Below are 13,854 nucleotides of genomic sequence, written 5' to 3'. Positions count from 1 at the left end.
TCACCCGAGCAGCCAGCGCATGGCGAACGGAAGCCGCCGCTGCCAGTCCCGCTCGTGGTGCTGGCCTTCCGGCTCGAGCACCAGCGCCACCTCGTGGTCGGCGTAACCCAGCCCCTTGAGGTGGAAGTAGAAGTCGCGCGTGGCCTCGCCGTAGGGCAGCGGGACGCCACCCGGGTCGATCCACTCGTGCGTCCCGGCGTCCAGGTAGATGCGCGTCCAGCGCCGCGAGTGCGCCGTCCAGTGCTGGAACAGCTTGTACTGGCTCCACATCACCGAGGGCGACAGCGCCCCGATGCGGCCGAACACCTCGGGGTTCCTCCAGCCCAGGTAGAGCGACATCAGCCCGCCCAGCGATGAGCCCATGATGCCCGTCCACTCGGGGCCCTGGCGCGTCCGGTAGACGCCATCGACGTAGGGCTTGAGCGTCTCGACGAGGAAGCGCGAGTAGGCCTCGCCACCGCCGTTCACGTTGACGCTCGGATCGTCCCAGGGCGAGTACTCCCTCATGCGCCCCGGGCCCGAGTCGATGCCCACGATGATCCATGGCTCCTGGCCCTCGCCCACCATGTGCTCCAGGACGAGGTTGGCGCACCAGGTGTCGAAGAGGGCCGACTCGGGATGCGCGAAGACGTTCTGCCCGTCGTGCATGTAGAGGACGGGGAAGCGGTGGTGGGGGGCCTGGTCGTACCCTTCCGGCGTGTAGATGCGCACGGTGCGGGCGAAGCCCTCCTGGGGGGAGGCGAAGTCTCGGATGATGTGCACGTGACCCATGGGGGGACGCCGACGAGCGGCTGGGTTCGAAGATAGATGGCCCGGCGCTCCCGGCCAACCCTCTCGCGGATGTCCTCGCTACGCCCGAAGTGTGGGTCCGCGTCGGTCCGGGTCCGCTGTCTGGATGGCTGTCCCCCTCCGGGACACCTCGCAGGTGGGGTCTCCGAGGTGTCCTCGTTGGTCTCCTTCGTGCAGAGCGCCGGCTCCGTGCGACACGCCTGCCTGTTTGCCCTGCTGATTGCCTGCACCCTCCTCGCCGCGCCGGGCGCGCGCGCCGAGCCATACGAGGCCGGGCTCGCCATCGACGACGAGACGGACCTGCGAGCGCTCTTCGAGGACGGGGTGCTGTCGCGGGAGAGCTTCGACACGCTGCTGGACCTGCTGCGCACGGGGGTGGACCTCCGCACGGCCACGCGCGAGGCGCTGTACTCGTTGCCGGGCCTCACCTGGGCGCAGGTGGATGCGCTCCTCGCGTACCGGGCGCGGCGGGAGGGGGTTTTCTCGCCGGGAGAGCTGGTGGAGGCCGGGGTGCTCTCCGCGGCGGAGCTCCGCCGGCTGAGGCCCTTCCTGGTGGAAGAGGCGCGCGGGGCGTGGGACGTCTCCGGGCGGCTGCGCCTGCTGACCGCGTACGCCGCGGCGGATGCGTTGGTACCTCCGGTGCTGCTCCAGGGCCAGGCCGAGGGCCCCCTGGGCTTGCGAGGTGGAGGCGTGCTCTCGCTCACCCGGCGGCGCCTGGGCTCCGTGCGCCTGGACTCGCGACGCCGCGTGCTGGTGGCCGAGCTCCCCAGCGTGACGCCCCGTGCGCCGAAATTCCACGTGCGCTGGGCGGGCGAGCACGCCTCGGTGCTGGTGGGCACGTACCGGTTGGGCTTCGGACAGCGACTCACCCTCGACACCACGGGCCGTCCGGCGCCGGAGGGCTTCGTTCCCGATGAGAGCTTCCTCACGCCTGGCACTCCCGAGAAGCGCTGTGTGTTGTCGGGAACGGGCGCATGCGTGGGCGAGGAGGCCCAGGGCCGCGTCACCCCGGACTTCGGCTGGACGGAAGGCTTTCGCGGCGTGGTGGGCACCGTGCACGGGCAGGTGGAGGGACTGGAGCTGTCCCTCACCGGCTTCGGCTCGCACCAGTCGCGCGACCTCTCCCAGTACGAGCTGTTCGACCGGAAGGACTGCCAGGGCTCGCGCACGGAGGGGTGCCGGGCGCCGGAGGTGCTCGCCGTGCTCCCCGGGAAGCAGGTGCCGGGGCCCGCGCGCTTCGTCTCGCGCACCCTGCCGGACGTGTTCCACGAGGTGGCCGGGGGCGGCCATGTCTCCCTGGGTGTCTCTCCTCGCACCCGGGTGGGGGTGACGGCCTGGGGAGCCTGGCCGGTGTGGGCGGTGGAGGGCGCGGTGCTCGACTTCCGGGAGAGCGCTCGCTACCCCATGGGTGGCGGTTACGGCGCGGTGGGCGCGGATGCCGCATGGGGCCTCGGGCCGGTGGACCTCTTCTTCGAGGGCGCGCGGAGCTTCGCGGGCCTTTCCGGACAGCCGCGCGGAGGTTTCGGCGCCGTCCAGCGCACCGTGCTCGGAGACCCGGGCCAGGAGTGGGAGCTGACGCTGCGCTACTACGGGCGGGACTTCGACAACCCCTACAGCCGCGCCGTCTCCAGCCCCGACGAGTCCGAGGGCCTGCGCGCGAGCAACGAGCTGGGTGCCCGGCTGCGCTACCTGCACCGCACGGTGGAGGGGGCGTGGCGGCTCTCGGGTCGGGTGGACGTGTGGACGCAGCCTCCCGGTGGCGAGGCGCCCGGCGTCTTCCACCTGCGCACCTCCGCCCGGGTGGACTTCACGGGTGTACCGGAGCTCCAGCCCTCGGTGTGGGTGGAGCATCGCAACAAGGACCTCGGGCGCAACGGGCCGGAGCTGTGCTTCGAGGGCAATGACGGGACCCTGTCCACCGGAGAGCCGATTCCCTGCGCGGGTGAGCAGTACGGCGTCGCGGGACGCGTGCGGCTCGAGGCCTCCGAGGCGCTGACGCTCGCCGTGCAGTACCAGCACACCCTGATGGGCAGCCGCCGTCAGCCCAGGGGCTTGCGGAAGGATGGGCGTGCCGTGCTGGAGCTCCTCTTCCGGCCGCTGCCGTCCCTGCGCCTGCACGGGCGCGCGAGCTGGCGGGACGAGGACCTGTCCGAGAACACCCGGCTGACGCAAGCGCTGCGCACCTCGTTGGAGGTGGCCTGGGCGGTCCTGCCCGGGTGGAGCGCACGCGGGCGGTACGAGCTCGCGCTGGACCTGAAGTCCCCCGAGGGCTCGCTCACGCCCCCCGAGCCGCCGCAGCACCTCTTCCGTCTGGAGTTGGAGAGCCGTTTCTGAGTCTGGAGCCGATCGTGGAGAAACACGTTGTCATGTCTCGTGCTGTCCTGGCCCTGGCGCTCGCGAGCAGCGCCTGTGGTCTGTCTTTCGATGAAGTGGAGCCATCCTGTGAGGGATGGAGGCCCGGAGATGTCGTCATCACCGAGCTGCTGCCGGACCCGGCGGGCGCGGACACCGGACAGGAGTGGATGGAGCTCCACAACCCGGGGAGCGCGGCGGTGGACCTGAAGGGGCTGTTGCTCTACGCGGCGCGCTTGGATGGCTCGCAGGAGCGGGCATACCTCTTCGAGGAGTCCATGCCGGTGGATGCGAGGGGCTACCGGGTGCTCGGGGACGTGCGCGTCGAGCAGTTGCCGGCCCATGTGAATCACTCGTACGGCGACACGCTGGGCTCCCTGGGCAACACGGGTGGGCTCATCGGTCTGCGCTGTGGAGATGTCGTCGTGGACGAGGTGCATTACATCGCGCCGCTCCGCTCGGGTGTGGCGCGCATCTACGACGGAAGGCTCGTGCCGGATGCGCTCGACAATGACGACACGAGCCGTTGGTGTGATGCACCCGCGCCCGGCTCGGGCAGTGGCCCACGGGCGAGCCCCGGGACCGCGAACCCGCCCTGTGCGAATCCGCCTGGAGGCGGGGATGGAGGTGTGTCCGTCGATGCGGGGGGGACCGCGGATGCGGGTGTGCCCGGGGACACGTGTCTGTCTCCTGGCATGGGCACGCTCCGGCCCGTGTCGCGCCCTGGTCCTGGTGAGCTGGTCATCACCGAGGTCATGTCCGATCCGAAGGCCGTGGCGGATGCGCAGGGAGAGTGGGTGGAGGTGCATGCCCTGCGAGATGTGGACCTCAATGGGGTGTTGCTCTCGGACGAGAGCGGTGGGGGAACCCTGCTCAATGACAGGCAGTGCCTGGAGGTGAGGGGTGGTACCCAGGTGGTGTTCGCGCGGAGCAGGGAGTCCTCGACCAACGGGGGCGTGCGGTCCGTGTTGGCGACCTTTTCCTTCGGTCTGAGCAACAGCGGGGGAACCCATGCGCTGCGGTTGTCCCTGAATGGGACGCTGCTCGATGAAGTGACCTGGACGGGCACTTCGCTCCCCGGCGTGTCCCGGCAGCTCGATCCCACGCGGAAGGACGCCGTGCGCAATGATGAGGCGGGGAGCTTCTGCTCGACACCCGGGGGCGTTCTCTACAACGCGGTGGACCGGGGCACTCCCGGTGCGGAGAACCGTCCATGCGCGCCGTGAGTGCCTGGCGGGTGCTCGCGGTGGTGCTCGGGTGCGTGCTCATCGTCCTGTGTGCATGCGGCTCGGAGTCCGCCTGTGGCCCGAGCGCCGGTGTGGTGTCGAGGGTCATCGACGGTGACACCGTGGTGCTCCAGAGCGGCGAGCGCGTGCGCTACCTGCTCGTGGACACTCCGGAGAGCACGGGGGGCAAGCACGAGTGTTTCGGTGCCGAGTCCCGTGACTTCAACCGCTCGCTCGTCGAGGGCCGTGTCGTGCGGTTGCGGTACGGAGAGGCGTGTACGGACCGCTACGGGCGGCTGCTCGCGTACGTGAGCGTGGATGGGCAGGAGGTGAACGCACTGCTCGCCGAGCGCGGCTACGCCTGCGTCCTCTACATCGCTCCCGCGGGCGAGTCGCGGCGCTCGGAGTTCCAGTCCCTGGAGTCCTCGGCCCGGCGGGCCGGGCGCGGCATGTGGGGCGAGTGTTCCTCCGTCCCTTGTGAGAAGTAGGGGCCGCCGGAGCAGCAGCACCCTCCGACCAGCCAGCAGGGCGAGCGGTTGGTTCTTCCGGGCTCGTGGGGAACGAAATCGTCCTCCGCTATTTGATTTGAACTCAAATTAGTTTAGGGGAGAGAGATGTACCGATACCTCGTCTTCTTCCTGATGTTGCTGCTGGCACCGGCCACCGGCCTCGCGCTCAACGAGGGACTGGGTGAGGTGCCCGCGGAGGTGGATCGCCATACGCCCGCGGCCACGGTGGCCGGCTTCCTGGATGCCACGCACGCCCGGGACCTGGCTCGCATGCCGCACTACCTGTGGTTGTCACATCTGCCAAAGGAGAAGCAGCGCGCCGAGGGCGAGCGGCTCGCGCTGCGGTTGATGTTCGTGGTGGACCGCACGTTGTGGTTCGACTTCTCGCACATCAGCCAGGAGCCGCAGGGGGAGCCCACGGATGCGCTCCATGACAGCCTCGGGAAGATTCCGCTCGGACGGGGCCTGCGGGACATCCGGCTGCGGAAGGTGGACGGGCCCGAGGGTGCCTCTCTCTGGGTGTTCAGCGAGGACACGGTCCGCGCCATCGATGCACTCTTCGCCGAGCATGGCTCGCCGATGCTGGAGGTGCTGCCTCCCTTCCTCTTCGTGCGCCCGTTGTGGATCCTGGAGCTGTGGCAGTGGTTGGGCCTGGCGCTGCTGGTGGGGGTGGCGGGGCTGGCGAGCCGGGTGCTCGAGGGGTGGGGCCATGGCCTGGGCCTGCGAGCCATGCGCCTGACGAAGTCCGGTTGGGATGATCAGCTGCTCGCGGCGGGCCGGGGTCCGGTGCGCTACGGACTCGGGGCGGTGCTGATGGCGCTGGGCTCGCGCCTGCTGCTGCTGCCACCGCCCGCGCAGCACGGGGTGGACCTGCTCGCGCGCTCACTGGTCATCATCGCGGTGGCGTGGTTCGTCGTGCGCTTCGTCAAGCTGGCCGCCGGTTTCATCGAGCAGAAGGTGGCCAGCGAGTCCGGTGCGGACGTGGGGCGCGTGCGAGGCCTGCGCACCCAGCTCGCGGTGATGCGCCGCATCGTCGAGGTGGCCAGCTATGTCATCGCCGCCTCGCTGCTGCTCCTGCAGTTCGAGGCCGTACGCAACGTGGGCGTGTCGCTGCTGGCCTCCGCGGGGCTCGCGGGCCTCGTCGTCGGCCTGGCGGCGCAGAAGTCCATCTCCACGCTGCTGGGCGGCATCCAACTCTCCATCACCCAGCCGGTGCGCATCGGCGACACCGTCATCGTGGAGAACGAGTGGGGGTGGATCGAGGAGATCACCCTCTCCTATGTGGTGGTGAAGGTGTGGGACCTGCGGCGGCTGGTGGTGCCGATGAGCTACTTCCTCGACAAGCCCTTCCAGAACTGGAGCAGGACGTCGACGGAGATCCTCGGCACGGCGGAGCTGTACGCGGACTACAAGACGGACGTGGGCGCGGTGCGTACCGAGCTCGCGCGCATCCTCCGGGAGGAGGGCCGCGAGCTGTGGGACGGCAAGGCGCAGGGGGTGCAGGTGACGGGGTGCAGCGAGCGGACGATGACGCTGCGCGTGCTGGTGAGCGCGTCGGACGCGGGCAAGGCGTTCGACCTGCGGTGCCTGGTTCGCGAGAAGCTCATCGCCTTCCTCCAGCGGCAGCCGAACGGACTGCCCGTGCTGCGCGCCGAGGCCCTCCTCCCACCGGAGGTGGCCTCGCCCTGGGGCAACGCGGCGTTCTCCGCGCCAGCCGGCAAGCCCGCGGAGAACGTGGTGGCCCCGCCGGGCTCGCGGCGCGAGTAGCCTACACGGATGGAGGAGGGTGCTGCGTGTTCGAGCTCGAACAGGTGTCCAGACGCTTCGGCGACATGCAGGCGCTGTATCCGCTCGATCTCCGGATACCCGCCGGGCGGACCACGGTGCTCCTCGGGCCGAGTGGCTGTGGCAAGTCCACCCTGCTGCGGTTGATGAACGGCCTGCTCCGGCCCGACACCGGCCGCGTCCTCTTCCGTGGCCAGCCCCTGCGTGACGAGGACCTGCTCGCCATACGCCAGCGCATCGGCTACGCGCTCCAGGGCGGAGGCCTCTTCCCGCACCTCACCGCCGAGGGCAACACCACCCTCATGGCCCGCTACTTGAAATGGCCCGAGGAGCGCATCCACGCACGGCTGCGCGAGCTCGTCGAGCTCACCCGGTTTCCCCCGGACGCGCTCGACCGCTACCCCGGCCAGCTCTCCGGTGGCCAGCGCCAGCGCGTCAGCCTCATGCGCGCGCTGCTGCTCGAGCCGGACGTGCTCCTGCTCGACGAGCCGCTCGGCGCGCTCGACCCGATGATCCGCTACGAGCTGCAGGGCGACCTGCGCGACATCTTCGCCCGGCTCGGCAAGACGGTGGTGCTCGTCACCCATGACCTCGGCGAAGGCGCCTTCCTGGGCGACCACGTGGTGCTGATGCGCGAGGGCCGCATCGTCCAGCAGGGCCCGCTCGCCGAGCTGGAGCGCGCTCCCGCCGACCCCTTCGTCACCCGCTTCTTCCAGGCCCAACGTCTGCCCTTCGAGGGCCGCCAGTCATGAGGGCCCTCGCCGCCAGCCTGCTCCTGGTGCTCGCCGCGTCGTGCTCCGGCACGTCCTCGGAAGAGCCTCCCGTGCGCGTGGGCTCCAAGAAGTTCACCGAGTCCGTCATCCTCGGTGACATGGTGACGCAGCTCGTTCGGAGCACCGGCGCGAAGGCCGCACATCGGCGCGAGCTCGGCGGCACCCAGGTGCTCTGGCAGGCCCTGCGCCGGGGGGAGATCGACGTGTACCCCGAGTATACCGGCACCCTGCGCCAGGAGATCTTCGCCGGCCGCCCGCTGCCCGATGAAGAGGCCCTGCGCCAGGCGCTCGCCGCCGAGGGCCTGCGCATGAGCGCGCCCCTGGGCTTCAATGACACCTATGCGCTCGGCATGAAGGAGGACGAGGCAGAGCGGCTGGGCATCCGGACCCTCTCCGACCTGCGCAAGCACCCGGAGCTGCGCTTCGGCTTCAGCAACGAGTTCATGGACCGGGGTGACGGCTGGCCCTCCCTGCGCGCCCGCTACGCGTTGCCCCAGAAGGATGTGCGCGGGCTCGACCATGACCTGGCCTACCGGGGTCTGGAGAGCGGCGCCATCCAGGTGACGGACCTGTACTCCACCGACGCGGAGATCCAGTACTACGGCCTGCGTGTCCTGGAGGACGACCTGAGGCACTTCCCCGCGTACGACGCCGTGCTCGTCTTCCGCGCGGACCTGGTCGAGCGCGCCCCCGAGGCGGTGGCCGCGTTCGGACGATTGGAGGGCCGCATCTCCGAGGGGGAGATGGTGGAGCTGAACGCGCGGGCGAAGCTCCAGCGTGTCCCCGAGCGGCAGGTGGCCGCCACGTTCCTGGAGCGCGAGCTGGGACTGGTGGTGACGGTGCGAGGGGAGGGGTGGGGCGCGAGCCTGTGGAGGCATACGCGCGAGCACCTGTTCCTCGTGGGCCTGTCCCTGCTCGCGGCCATCGTGGTGGCGGTGCCCCTGGGCGTGCTGGTGGCGAGGCGGCCGAGGGTGGGGCAGGGCGTGCTCGCGCTGGCCGGCATCATCCAGACGGTGCCATCGCTGGCGCTGCTCGTGTTCATGATTCCGCTGCTGGGCATCGGCTCGAGGCCCGCCATCGTGGCGCTGTTCCTCTACAGCCTGCTGCCCATCATCCGGAACACGGCGGCCGGGCTCTCCGGCATTCCACCCGAGGTGCGCGAGTCCGCCGAGGCGCTCGGTCTGCCGTCCGGCGCGCGCCTGCGCCTGGTGGAACTGCCCATGGCCGCGCCGTCCATCCTCGCGGGCATCCAGACATCCGCCGTCATCAACGTGGGTACCGCCACGCTGGGGGCTCTCATCGGTGCCGGGGGCTACGGACAGCCCATCCTCACCGGCATCCGGCTGGATGACATTCCTCTCATCCTCCAGGGCGCCGTGCCGGCGGCCGGGCTCGCCCTGCTGGTCAATGGCTTGTTCGAGTTTGTCGCACGGCTCGTGATTCCCCGAGGGCTGCGGCTGTAGCTCGACTTCTCCGCGTGGTGCTTCAATCGAGGAAGCGACGCTCCCAGCGGAGCAGGTCCTCCGGGGTGAAGGTGCCGCCACGGAGGGGTTTCTCATGAAAGAGCCAGGGCTCCAGCACGCGCGCCAGTTCCCGGTAGGCGGGCAGGTCCCTTCCGTTCTCTGCGTCGCCCGCCTCGGGCCATGGACCCAGGATGATGACAGCGCGCTCCGCTCCCATGTCCTGGACGGTGGTTTCGGGCGAGCGTAGCCGCGCTCGCAGGTTCTCGACTCCCCCGAGCTCGCCCAGGACGGGTTGTCCCAGGAAGGTCAACCAGGCAGGGCCTCGCACACGTGTGCCGATCTCCCAGGAGGTGTAACCCAGCTCTGGGATGTCCATGCCAGGGTAGCGGAAGCAGAGCTTGCGAACTTCACGCTTCACACCCACCAGGTCGGTCTCGCAATTGAAGGAGAGGCCCGCGTGACCCGAGCAGAAAGGGAGGAGCGCCGCTATTTCGATTGCCAGAGCGCGCACCCGGTCAGGGCCGTGTTCCTCGAGATATTCCGTGGGAAGCCAGAAGGAGACCGCTGACACCGCGCCCGGCTTGTTACCCAGTGAGGGGTCATTGAGGGGCTTGCCATGGTACCGGAATCGGTAACGATCCTCGGTGGTGGATGCATCCGTCAGGTGAAAGGCAAACCGTTGGTTCGAGAGTATCTCGCGCCGGACGTGGTCCCAGCCTGCATCATCGAGCTCGTGCCAGTTGCCCTCGGCGTCGGTGTACAAGCCAAGTGCGTTGGGGCCGACCATGGAGCGGTAGATTCCCAGCGCGCGGAGCACGGCGGGCGCTACCTCCGCATGAGCGCGCCGCATGTAGAAGGTGAGGGTCAGGCCATCGCGTATCAGGAGGTAGCCGCTCTCCGCATGGATACGGATTCTCGGGTAGTGCCCACTCATCGAATGACTCCCAGGCGGGGAACGATACGAGCGGCTTCTTCGCCAAACGCTTCCTGATACATCCTGCCCTGGTTGGAGCCTTGATAGGGGTGCCCAGGTGGGTACTCGTACCAATCGGGGGCTTTGTCGGTGTTCACACAGGGGAACTTGAAGTCGTAGACGGCTCTTACATCGAGTGGATCGCCTGAGTGGATGACCACGTCGGGCTTGAGGGAGCCTTTCAGCTCCCCTGCGTTGCCGGTCTTCTCCAGAAGGCGCTCCTCCGCTGTACTGACCAGCCTCTTGTGGCCTGTCTGTCCGTCGTAGAGGTAGCGCTGCTCCAGGCTGAAGCGACCCGGAAGCAGCTTGCTCAACGCGGCTTCGACACAGTCGCGGGCCTGCTCGTGCATCTCCGTGCCGAGCTGCATGGCCCACGTGACGTTCCTGCGGGGCGCGTTCTTCGCCGGCTGGTTGCACTCGTCCGCATTGGGAGTCAGTTCCTTGAAGTCGCCCTCGTGCCGAAGGAGGACCTCCGAGCGAGCGGAATCCGCGCACCTTGTCAGTTCCTCTTCGACGGATCTTCGCGTGTCCTCGTCGAGAGCTAGCCTCACCACGGCGGCAGCGGAGGCGACCTCCTTGCCGACCATGGCGAGGCATGCGCTGGGGTTGTGCCGGCAGCTTGCCGTCGCGGAGTCGAAGCTGGCGGCGGGAGCGGCGTTGCTGTAGCTCGGGGTGAGCAGGGGAGGTCGTCCACCGCTTGGAGTGGCACACCCAGCCAGCAGCAGTGCGGTTGCCGCACTCAGCCCGGAGCCGAGGGCGATGGTCTTTTTTCTCAACCCAATCGTGGGTCCCAGCATCCATGGGTCTCCTTGCCAAGCCACGGCGAAGGTCATTCTAGAAGTGCATGCCGCGCTTCGTTTCAGGCAAGGTGGGCGAGCTGTCGGCTACACGAACCATGCCCTGGGCCCAGGGCGGGGTAGCCCCCTGCACCGGCATCCGGCTGGATGACATTCCTCTCATCCTCCAGGGCGCCGTGCCGGCGGCCGGGCTCGCCCTGCTGGTCAATGGCTTGTTCGAGTTTGTCGCACGGCTCGTGATTCCCCGAGGGCTGCGGCTCTAGGATTGTGCGGCGCGCGACTCGCATCCTCGTTGCCCGGTGATGGGGAATTGAAGAGGACATACGTTGCGCGGCCACACCCCACAGCAACGGAGAATCGATGACCATGGAACTGCACGGGCGCTCCATCACCGCGCTCCTGGTGGCCAGTGTCCTCTTCGGTCTCGGGCCTGGCGCCTGGGCGAGTGTTCCCGTCAGTGGCACCCTGCAAGCGGAGAGGGATTGCGAAGCCTTCGTCTCGAAGAAGAAGAAGAGCAACCCGGACAAGGCGCACCTCGAGCCCGGTGACGCCTATGTCATCCTGGAGGTGAACCGCCCCAACCAGCCCGACTGGTTCCGGGTGCGTGTGGAAGACGCCAATCCCCCGGAGCGGTGGGTGGAGGCCAGCTGCGGAAGGCAGACGCTGAGTGGGGTATCGCCAGGGGTCGAGGGTCCGACCCAGCCCGAGGCGCCCATCGACGCGGACGACCCTTCCCTCTGTAGAACCGCGGGCCTGCAGGACAGCTTCAAGCTGGCCCTCAGCTGGCAGCCGGCCTTCTGCGAGAGCCACCGCAGCAAGAAGGAGTGCGCCGTCAACTTCCCCGCCACCTTCCAGTCCTCGGGCAACTTCACCCTGCACGGCCTCTGGCCCAACCGGGAGGCGTGCGGCATCAACTATGGCAATTGTGAGAACAGGCGGAAGCCGCGCGAGTTCTGCGACTACCCCGACCTCGGGCTGAATCCAGAGGTGGCCAAGCAGTTGAGCCAGGTGATGCCCGGCACCGCCTCCTGTCTGGAGCGCCATGAGTGGTTCAAGCATGGCACCTGCCAGGTGGATTGGGACATCGACCAGTATTACGAGGTGGCCATGGACCTCGTCCGCCAGTTCAACGGCTCGGGCATCAACAAGTACATGGCCGAGAACATGGGCAAGCAGGTCGCGATGGAAGACTTCCTGAAGCAGGTGGACACCGCCCTGGGCGCCGAGGCTCGCAGCCGGCTGCAATTGAGCTGCGCCGGAGGCAAATTGACGGATGTCTTCATCTCCCTGCCGCCCCAGATCGAGCCGGGGGCGAGCCTGAGCGAGCTGATCGGCATGGCCCCGCCAGACTTCCGCAGCAAGTGTCCCTCGCGGTTCACCATCGACGCGGTGGGCTACTCACGCTGAGCCTTCGCCCAGGCCCGCCGCTTCCGGCGGGCCGCGGCCCCGTGCCCCGGGCCGCTACTTCGCCTCCTCGTACATCCGCATCCAGGCGTTGATGTCGAAATCCTTGCTCGGATCCAGGTACGCGCCCGTCTCCTGGGTGCCCCAGGGCGGCGGATCCATCGAGGACGGCTGGTTGGTGTACGCCCAGCGGTACAAGTCCACCGCCTGCTGCGGGGTGACCTTCCCATCCTTCAGCGCGTTGCCGAGCATCACCCCGAAGTAGCCGCTGCGCACGTCACCCGGGTTGGTGGCCTTGTCGTCGATGTGCTCGACGGCCGCGTTGCCCACCGCGGGAATGCCCTGGAACGAGCTGCCGACGGCCAGGAACTCCGCGAAGTGGTGGGTGACGGTGCTGGCCGAGGCGGTGTCGGTGATGTTCGGGTTGAACCCGCCCGCCGCGTTGTTGAGGTCACCATCCAGCTCCTTGAAGGTCGTCTCCAGGAGCGAGCCCGCCGGGATGTTGCCTCCGCCGAGCGCCTTGCGCGCGGTCTCGTGGTAGCCCGCGTTCTCCGGCTCGTTGAAGGCGAAGTGCACCAGGTGGGCGAACTTCTTCCCGTCGTTGCCGGCGATGTCCGCCGCGGCCTGCATGACGTTCGTCATGTACTGCGAGGGGCTGAGCGAGCCCGCCTTCACCGCCTCGAGCTCCTTCACCGTGGCGAGGAACATCCGCCGCTCCTCCGGGGAGGACAGGTTGCGGATGTGGGCCTCCTGCTCCGGGGTGAGCTTGTCGGTCCGCAGCGCGTTGAGCCGGTCGATCAGCTCGGCGTCGTTGGGCACGCGAAGCAGCTCGATGCGCGCCGGCAGCAGGCCCCGGGCGCTGGCCTGGCGCATCACGTCCTCCAGGCCGTTGAAGGGCATGTCGCTGGAGCGCGGCCCCCAGGACGGACCCTGGTTGATGCCGTTCTCGAAGAAGCGCGTGCGCTCGCCCTCCGTCATGCGGCCCACGTACTCCTGAAGGGAGTGCCCGCTCTTGTCTCCGGCGATCGCCTCGCCAGCGGCGCGCGCCCACAGGCCCGCGTCACGGCCGGAGCCCAGCGCCTTGCCCGGCGTCATCGCCGCGTCCAGGAAGCCGCGCCGCATCTCGTCCGCGCCAGGCGCCGAGGCGGTGGAGCCCAGCACCTGCGAGACGGTGAGCGCGGTGTTCACGTCCCGCGCCGCCTGCTCGCCGAACATCCGCTGCTCGGCCACGGAGAACTGGCCCGAGGAGAAGGCGGTCCCCAGGCTGCGAGCCGCCATGTCGAGGTCCGCCCGCGTCTCCGCGGCCCGCCCCGCGTTCTCCAGCATCCGGGCCGTGTTGGCCGGGCCGAGCGCCTTGTACATGTCCGCGAGGAAGGCGGGGTCGTCCTTGTGCTTCTCCACCGTCTGGAGGAAGTCGCTCCCCCGGATGCGCTCCCACTCCGCGGTGGGGTAGTTGTTCTCCTCGAGCAGGCGCGCGGCGGCCTCGGCGCCGTTGCGCGCCTCCTCCGCCCGGCCGTGCGGATCCACCTGCTGGGGGGCGCCCGTGCGCGGGGCGGCCAGGGCCTGGGGCTGGGCCCGTGCCGCGGGCTCGTAGCGGTCCGCCTGGAAGGGGGAGCCGCCCCGCGCCTCCGTCCGCGCCGTGTCGGCCTGGTTCCGGGTGCCGTCCTGGCTCTTCACCTCGGACTTCGCTTCGGCGGGCTTCGCCTCCGCGGGTTGCCGATGCTGGATGCCCTCGGACTTCCGGTTCGTTCCACTGATGGCCATGGCGTCACGTCCTCCCCTG

At 69.1% G+C, this 13,854-nt stretch carries 12 protein-coding genes; 8 read left to right on the top strand and 4 right to left on the bottom strand.

Annotated features, from left to right (window positions below):
- Entirely contained in the window at window positions 1–771 is a 771-nt protein-coding gene (locus NR810_RS29350) for an alpha/beta hydrolase (RefSeq protein ID WP_257457560.1), read from the bottom strand.
- Window positions 772–939: 168 nt separating this feature from the next.
- Here NR810_RS29350 and NR810_RS29345 point away from each other — a divergent pair, with 168 nt between their 5' ends.
- The 6 genes from NR810_RS29345 to NR810_RS29320 all read left to right on the top strand — a co-directional run bounded on the left by NR810_RS29345 (window position 940) and on the right by NR810_RS29320 (window position 8,897).
- Window positions 940–3,123 (top strand): hypothetical protein, encoded by a 2,184-nt coding sequence (locus NR810_RS29345; protein ID WP_257457557.1) that lies wholly within the window; start codon window positions 940–942, stop codon window positions 3,121–3,123.
- A 32-nt stretch (window positions 3,124–3,155) separates the two neighbouring features.
- Window positions 3,156–4,367 carry a lamin tail domain-containing protein gene (locus tag NR810_RS29340; RefSeq protein ID WP_257457556.1) on the top strand — a complete coding sequence of 404 codons (1,212 nt, stop codon included), beginning with the start codon at window positions 3,156–3,158 and terminating at the stop codon, window positions 4,365–4,367.
- Window positions 4,355–4,855, top strand: a complete 501-nt coding sequence (locus tag NR810_RS29335) for a thermonuclease family protein (protein ID WP_257457555.1) — start codon at window positions 4,355–4,357, stop codon at window positions 4,853–4,855. The genes NR810_RS29340 and NR810_RS29335 overlap by 13 nt, the downstream gene beginning before the upstream one ends.
- A 126-nt stretch (window positions 4,856–4,981) precedes the next feature.
- Window positions 4,982–6,643, top strand: coding sequence for a mechanosensitive ion channel family protein (locus NR810_RS29330; RefSeq protein WP_257457554.1), 1,662 nt, complete (start codon window positions 4,982–4,984; stop codon window positions 6,641–6,643).
- 26 nt (window positions 6,644–6,669) lie between these two features.
- The gene (locus NR810_RS29325; protein ID WP_257457553.1) at window positions 6,670–7,413 is read left to right on the top strand and encodes an ATP-binding cassette domain-containing protein; all 744 of its coding nucleotides are present in this window, start codon (window positions 6,670–6,672) and stop codon (window positions 7,411–7,413) included.
- Window positions 7,410–8,897 carry an ABC transporter permease/substrate-binding protein gene (locus NR810_RS29320; RefSeq protein WP_257457552.1) on the top strand — a complete coding sequence of 496 codons (1,488 nt, stop codon included), beginning with the start codon at window positions 7,410–7,412 and terminating at the stop codon, window positions 8,895–8,897. Before NR810_RS29325 ends, NR810_RS29320 begins: the two co-directional genes overlap by 4 nt.
- A 22-nt stretch (window positions 8,898–8,919) precedes the next feature.
- On the opposite strand, the gene NR810_RS29315 is transcribed toward NR810_RS29320, so the two are convergent.
- Window positions 8,920–9,831, bottom strand: a complete 912-nt coding sequence (locus NR810_RS29315; protein ID WP_257457551.1) for a DUF3396 domain-containing protein — start codon at window positions 9,829–9,831, stop codon at window positions 8,920–8,922.
- Window positions 9,828–10,667: a hypothetical protein gene (locus tag NR810_RS29310; RefSeq protein ID WP_257457550.1), complete on the bottom strand. Its 840-nt coding sequence runs from the start codon at window positions 10,665–10,667 to the stop codon at window positions 9,828–9,830. The genes NR810_RS29315 and NR810_RS29310 overlap by 4 nt, the downstream gene beginning before the upstream one ends.
- A gap of 47 nt (window positions 10,668–10,714) precedes the next feature.
- Here NR810_RS29310 and NR810_RS29305 point away from each other — a divergent pair, with 47 nt between their 5' ends.
- Together NR810_RS29305 and NR810_RS29300 are read left to right on the top strand one after the other, a co-directional pair.
- Window positions 10,715–10,930, top strand: coding sequence for a hypothetical protein (locus tag NR810_RS29305; protein WP_257457549.1), 216 nt, complete (start codon window positions 10,715–10,717; stop codon window positions 10,928–10,930).
- A 97-nt stretch (window positions 10,931–11,027) separates the two neighbouring features.
- Window positions 11,028–12,074 (top strand): ribonuclease T2 family protein, encoded by a 1,047-nt coding sequence (locus NR810_RS29300; RefSeq protein WP_257457548.1) that lies wholly within the window; start codon window positions 11,028–11,030, stop codon window positions 12,072–12,074.
- A 54-nt stretch (window positions 12,075–12,128) separates the two neighbouring features.
- Here NR810_RS29300 and NR810_RS29295 read toward each other — a convergent pair whose 3' ends face one another.
- Window positions 12,129–13,835 carry a hypothetical protein gene (locus NR810_RS29295; protein WP_257457547.1) on the bottom strand — a complete coding sequence of 569 codons (1,707 nt, stop codon included), beginning with the start codon at window positions 13,833–13,835 and terminating at the stop codon, window positions 12,129–12,131.
- Window positions 13,836–13,854 lie beyond the last annotated feature (19 nt).

The sequence above is a fragment of the Archangium lipolyticum genome (assembly GCF_024623785.1).
Lineage (GTDB): Bacteria > Myxococcota > Myxococcia > Myxococcales > Myxococcaceae > Archangium > Archangium lipolyticum.
Note: the sequence above shows the minus strand (reverse complement) of the source record. Positions and strands in the feature narration are given on the sequence as shown.

Excerpts from the sequence above, each read along its gene's own strand:
- NR810_RS29330 (WP_257457554.1), top strand. The coding sequence starts at position 4,982 with ATGTACCGATACCTCGTCTTCTTCCTGATGTTGCTGCTGGCACCGGCC.
- NR810_RS29295 (WP_257457547.1), bottom strand. The coding sequence starts at position 13,835 with ATGGCCATCAGTGGAACGAACCGGAAGTCCGAGGGCATCCAGCATCGG.
- NR810_RS29300 (WP_257457548.1), top strand. The coding sequence starts at position 11,028 with ATGACCATGGAACTGCACGGGCGCTCCATCACCGCGCTCCTGGTGGCC.
- NR810_RS29340 (WP_257457556.1), top strand. The coding sequence starts at position 3,156 with ATGTCTCGTGCTGTCCTGGCCCTGGCGCTCGCGAGCAGCGCCTGTGGT.
- NR810_RS29320 (WP_257457552.1), top strand. The coding sequence starts at position 7,410 with ATGAGGGCCCTCGCCGCCAGCCTGCTCCTGGTGCTCGCCGCGTCGTGC.
- NR810_RS29315 (WP_257457551.1), bottom strand. The coding sequence starts at position 9,831 with ATGAGTGGGCACTACCCGAGAATCCGTATCCATGCGGAGAGCGGCTAC.
- NR810_RS29350 (WP_257457560.1), bottom strand. The coding sequence starts at position 771 with ATGGGTCACGTGCACATCATCCGAGACTTCGCCTCCCCCCAGGAGGGC.
- NR810_RS29310 (WP_257457550.1), bottom strand. The coding sequence starts at position 10,667 with ATGCTGGGACCCACGATTGGGTTGAGAAAAAAGACCATCGCCCTCGGC.
- NR810_RS29305 (WP_257457549.1), top strand. The coding sequence starts at position 10,715 with ATGCCGCGCTTCGTTTCAGGCAAGGTGGGCGAGCTGTCGGCTACACGA.
- NR810_RS29335 (WP_257457555.1), top strand. The coding sequence starts at position 4,355 with ATGCGCGCCGTGAGTGCCTGGCGGGTGCTCGCGGTGGTGCTCGGGTGC.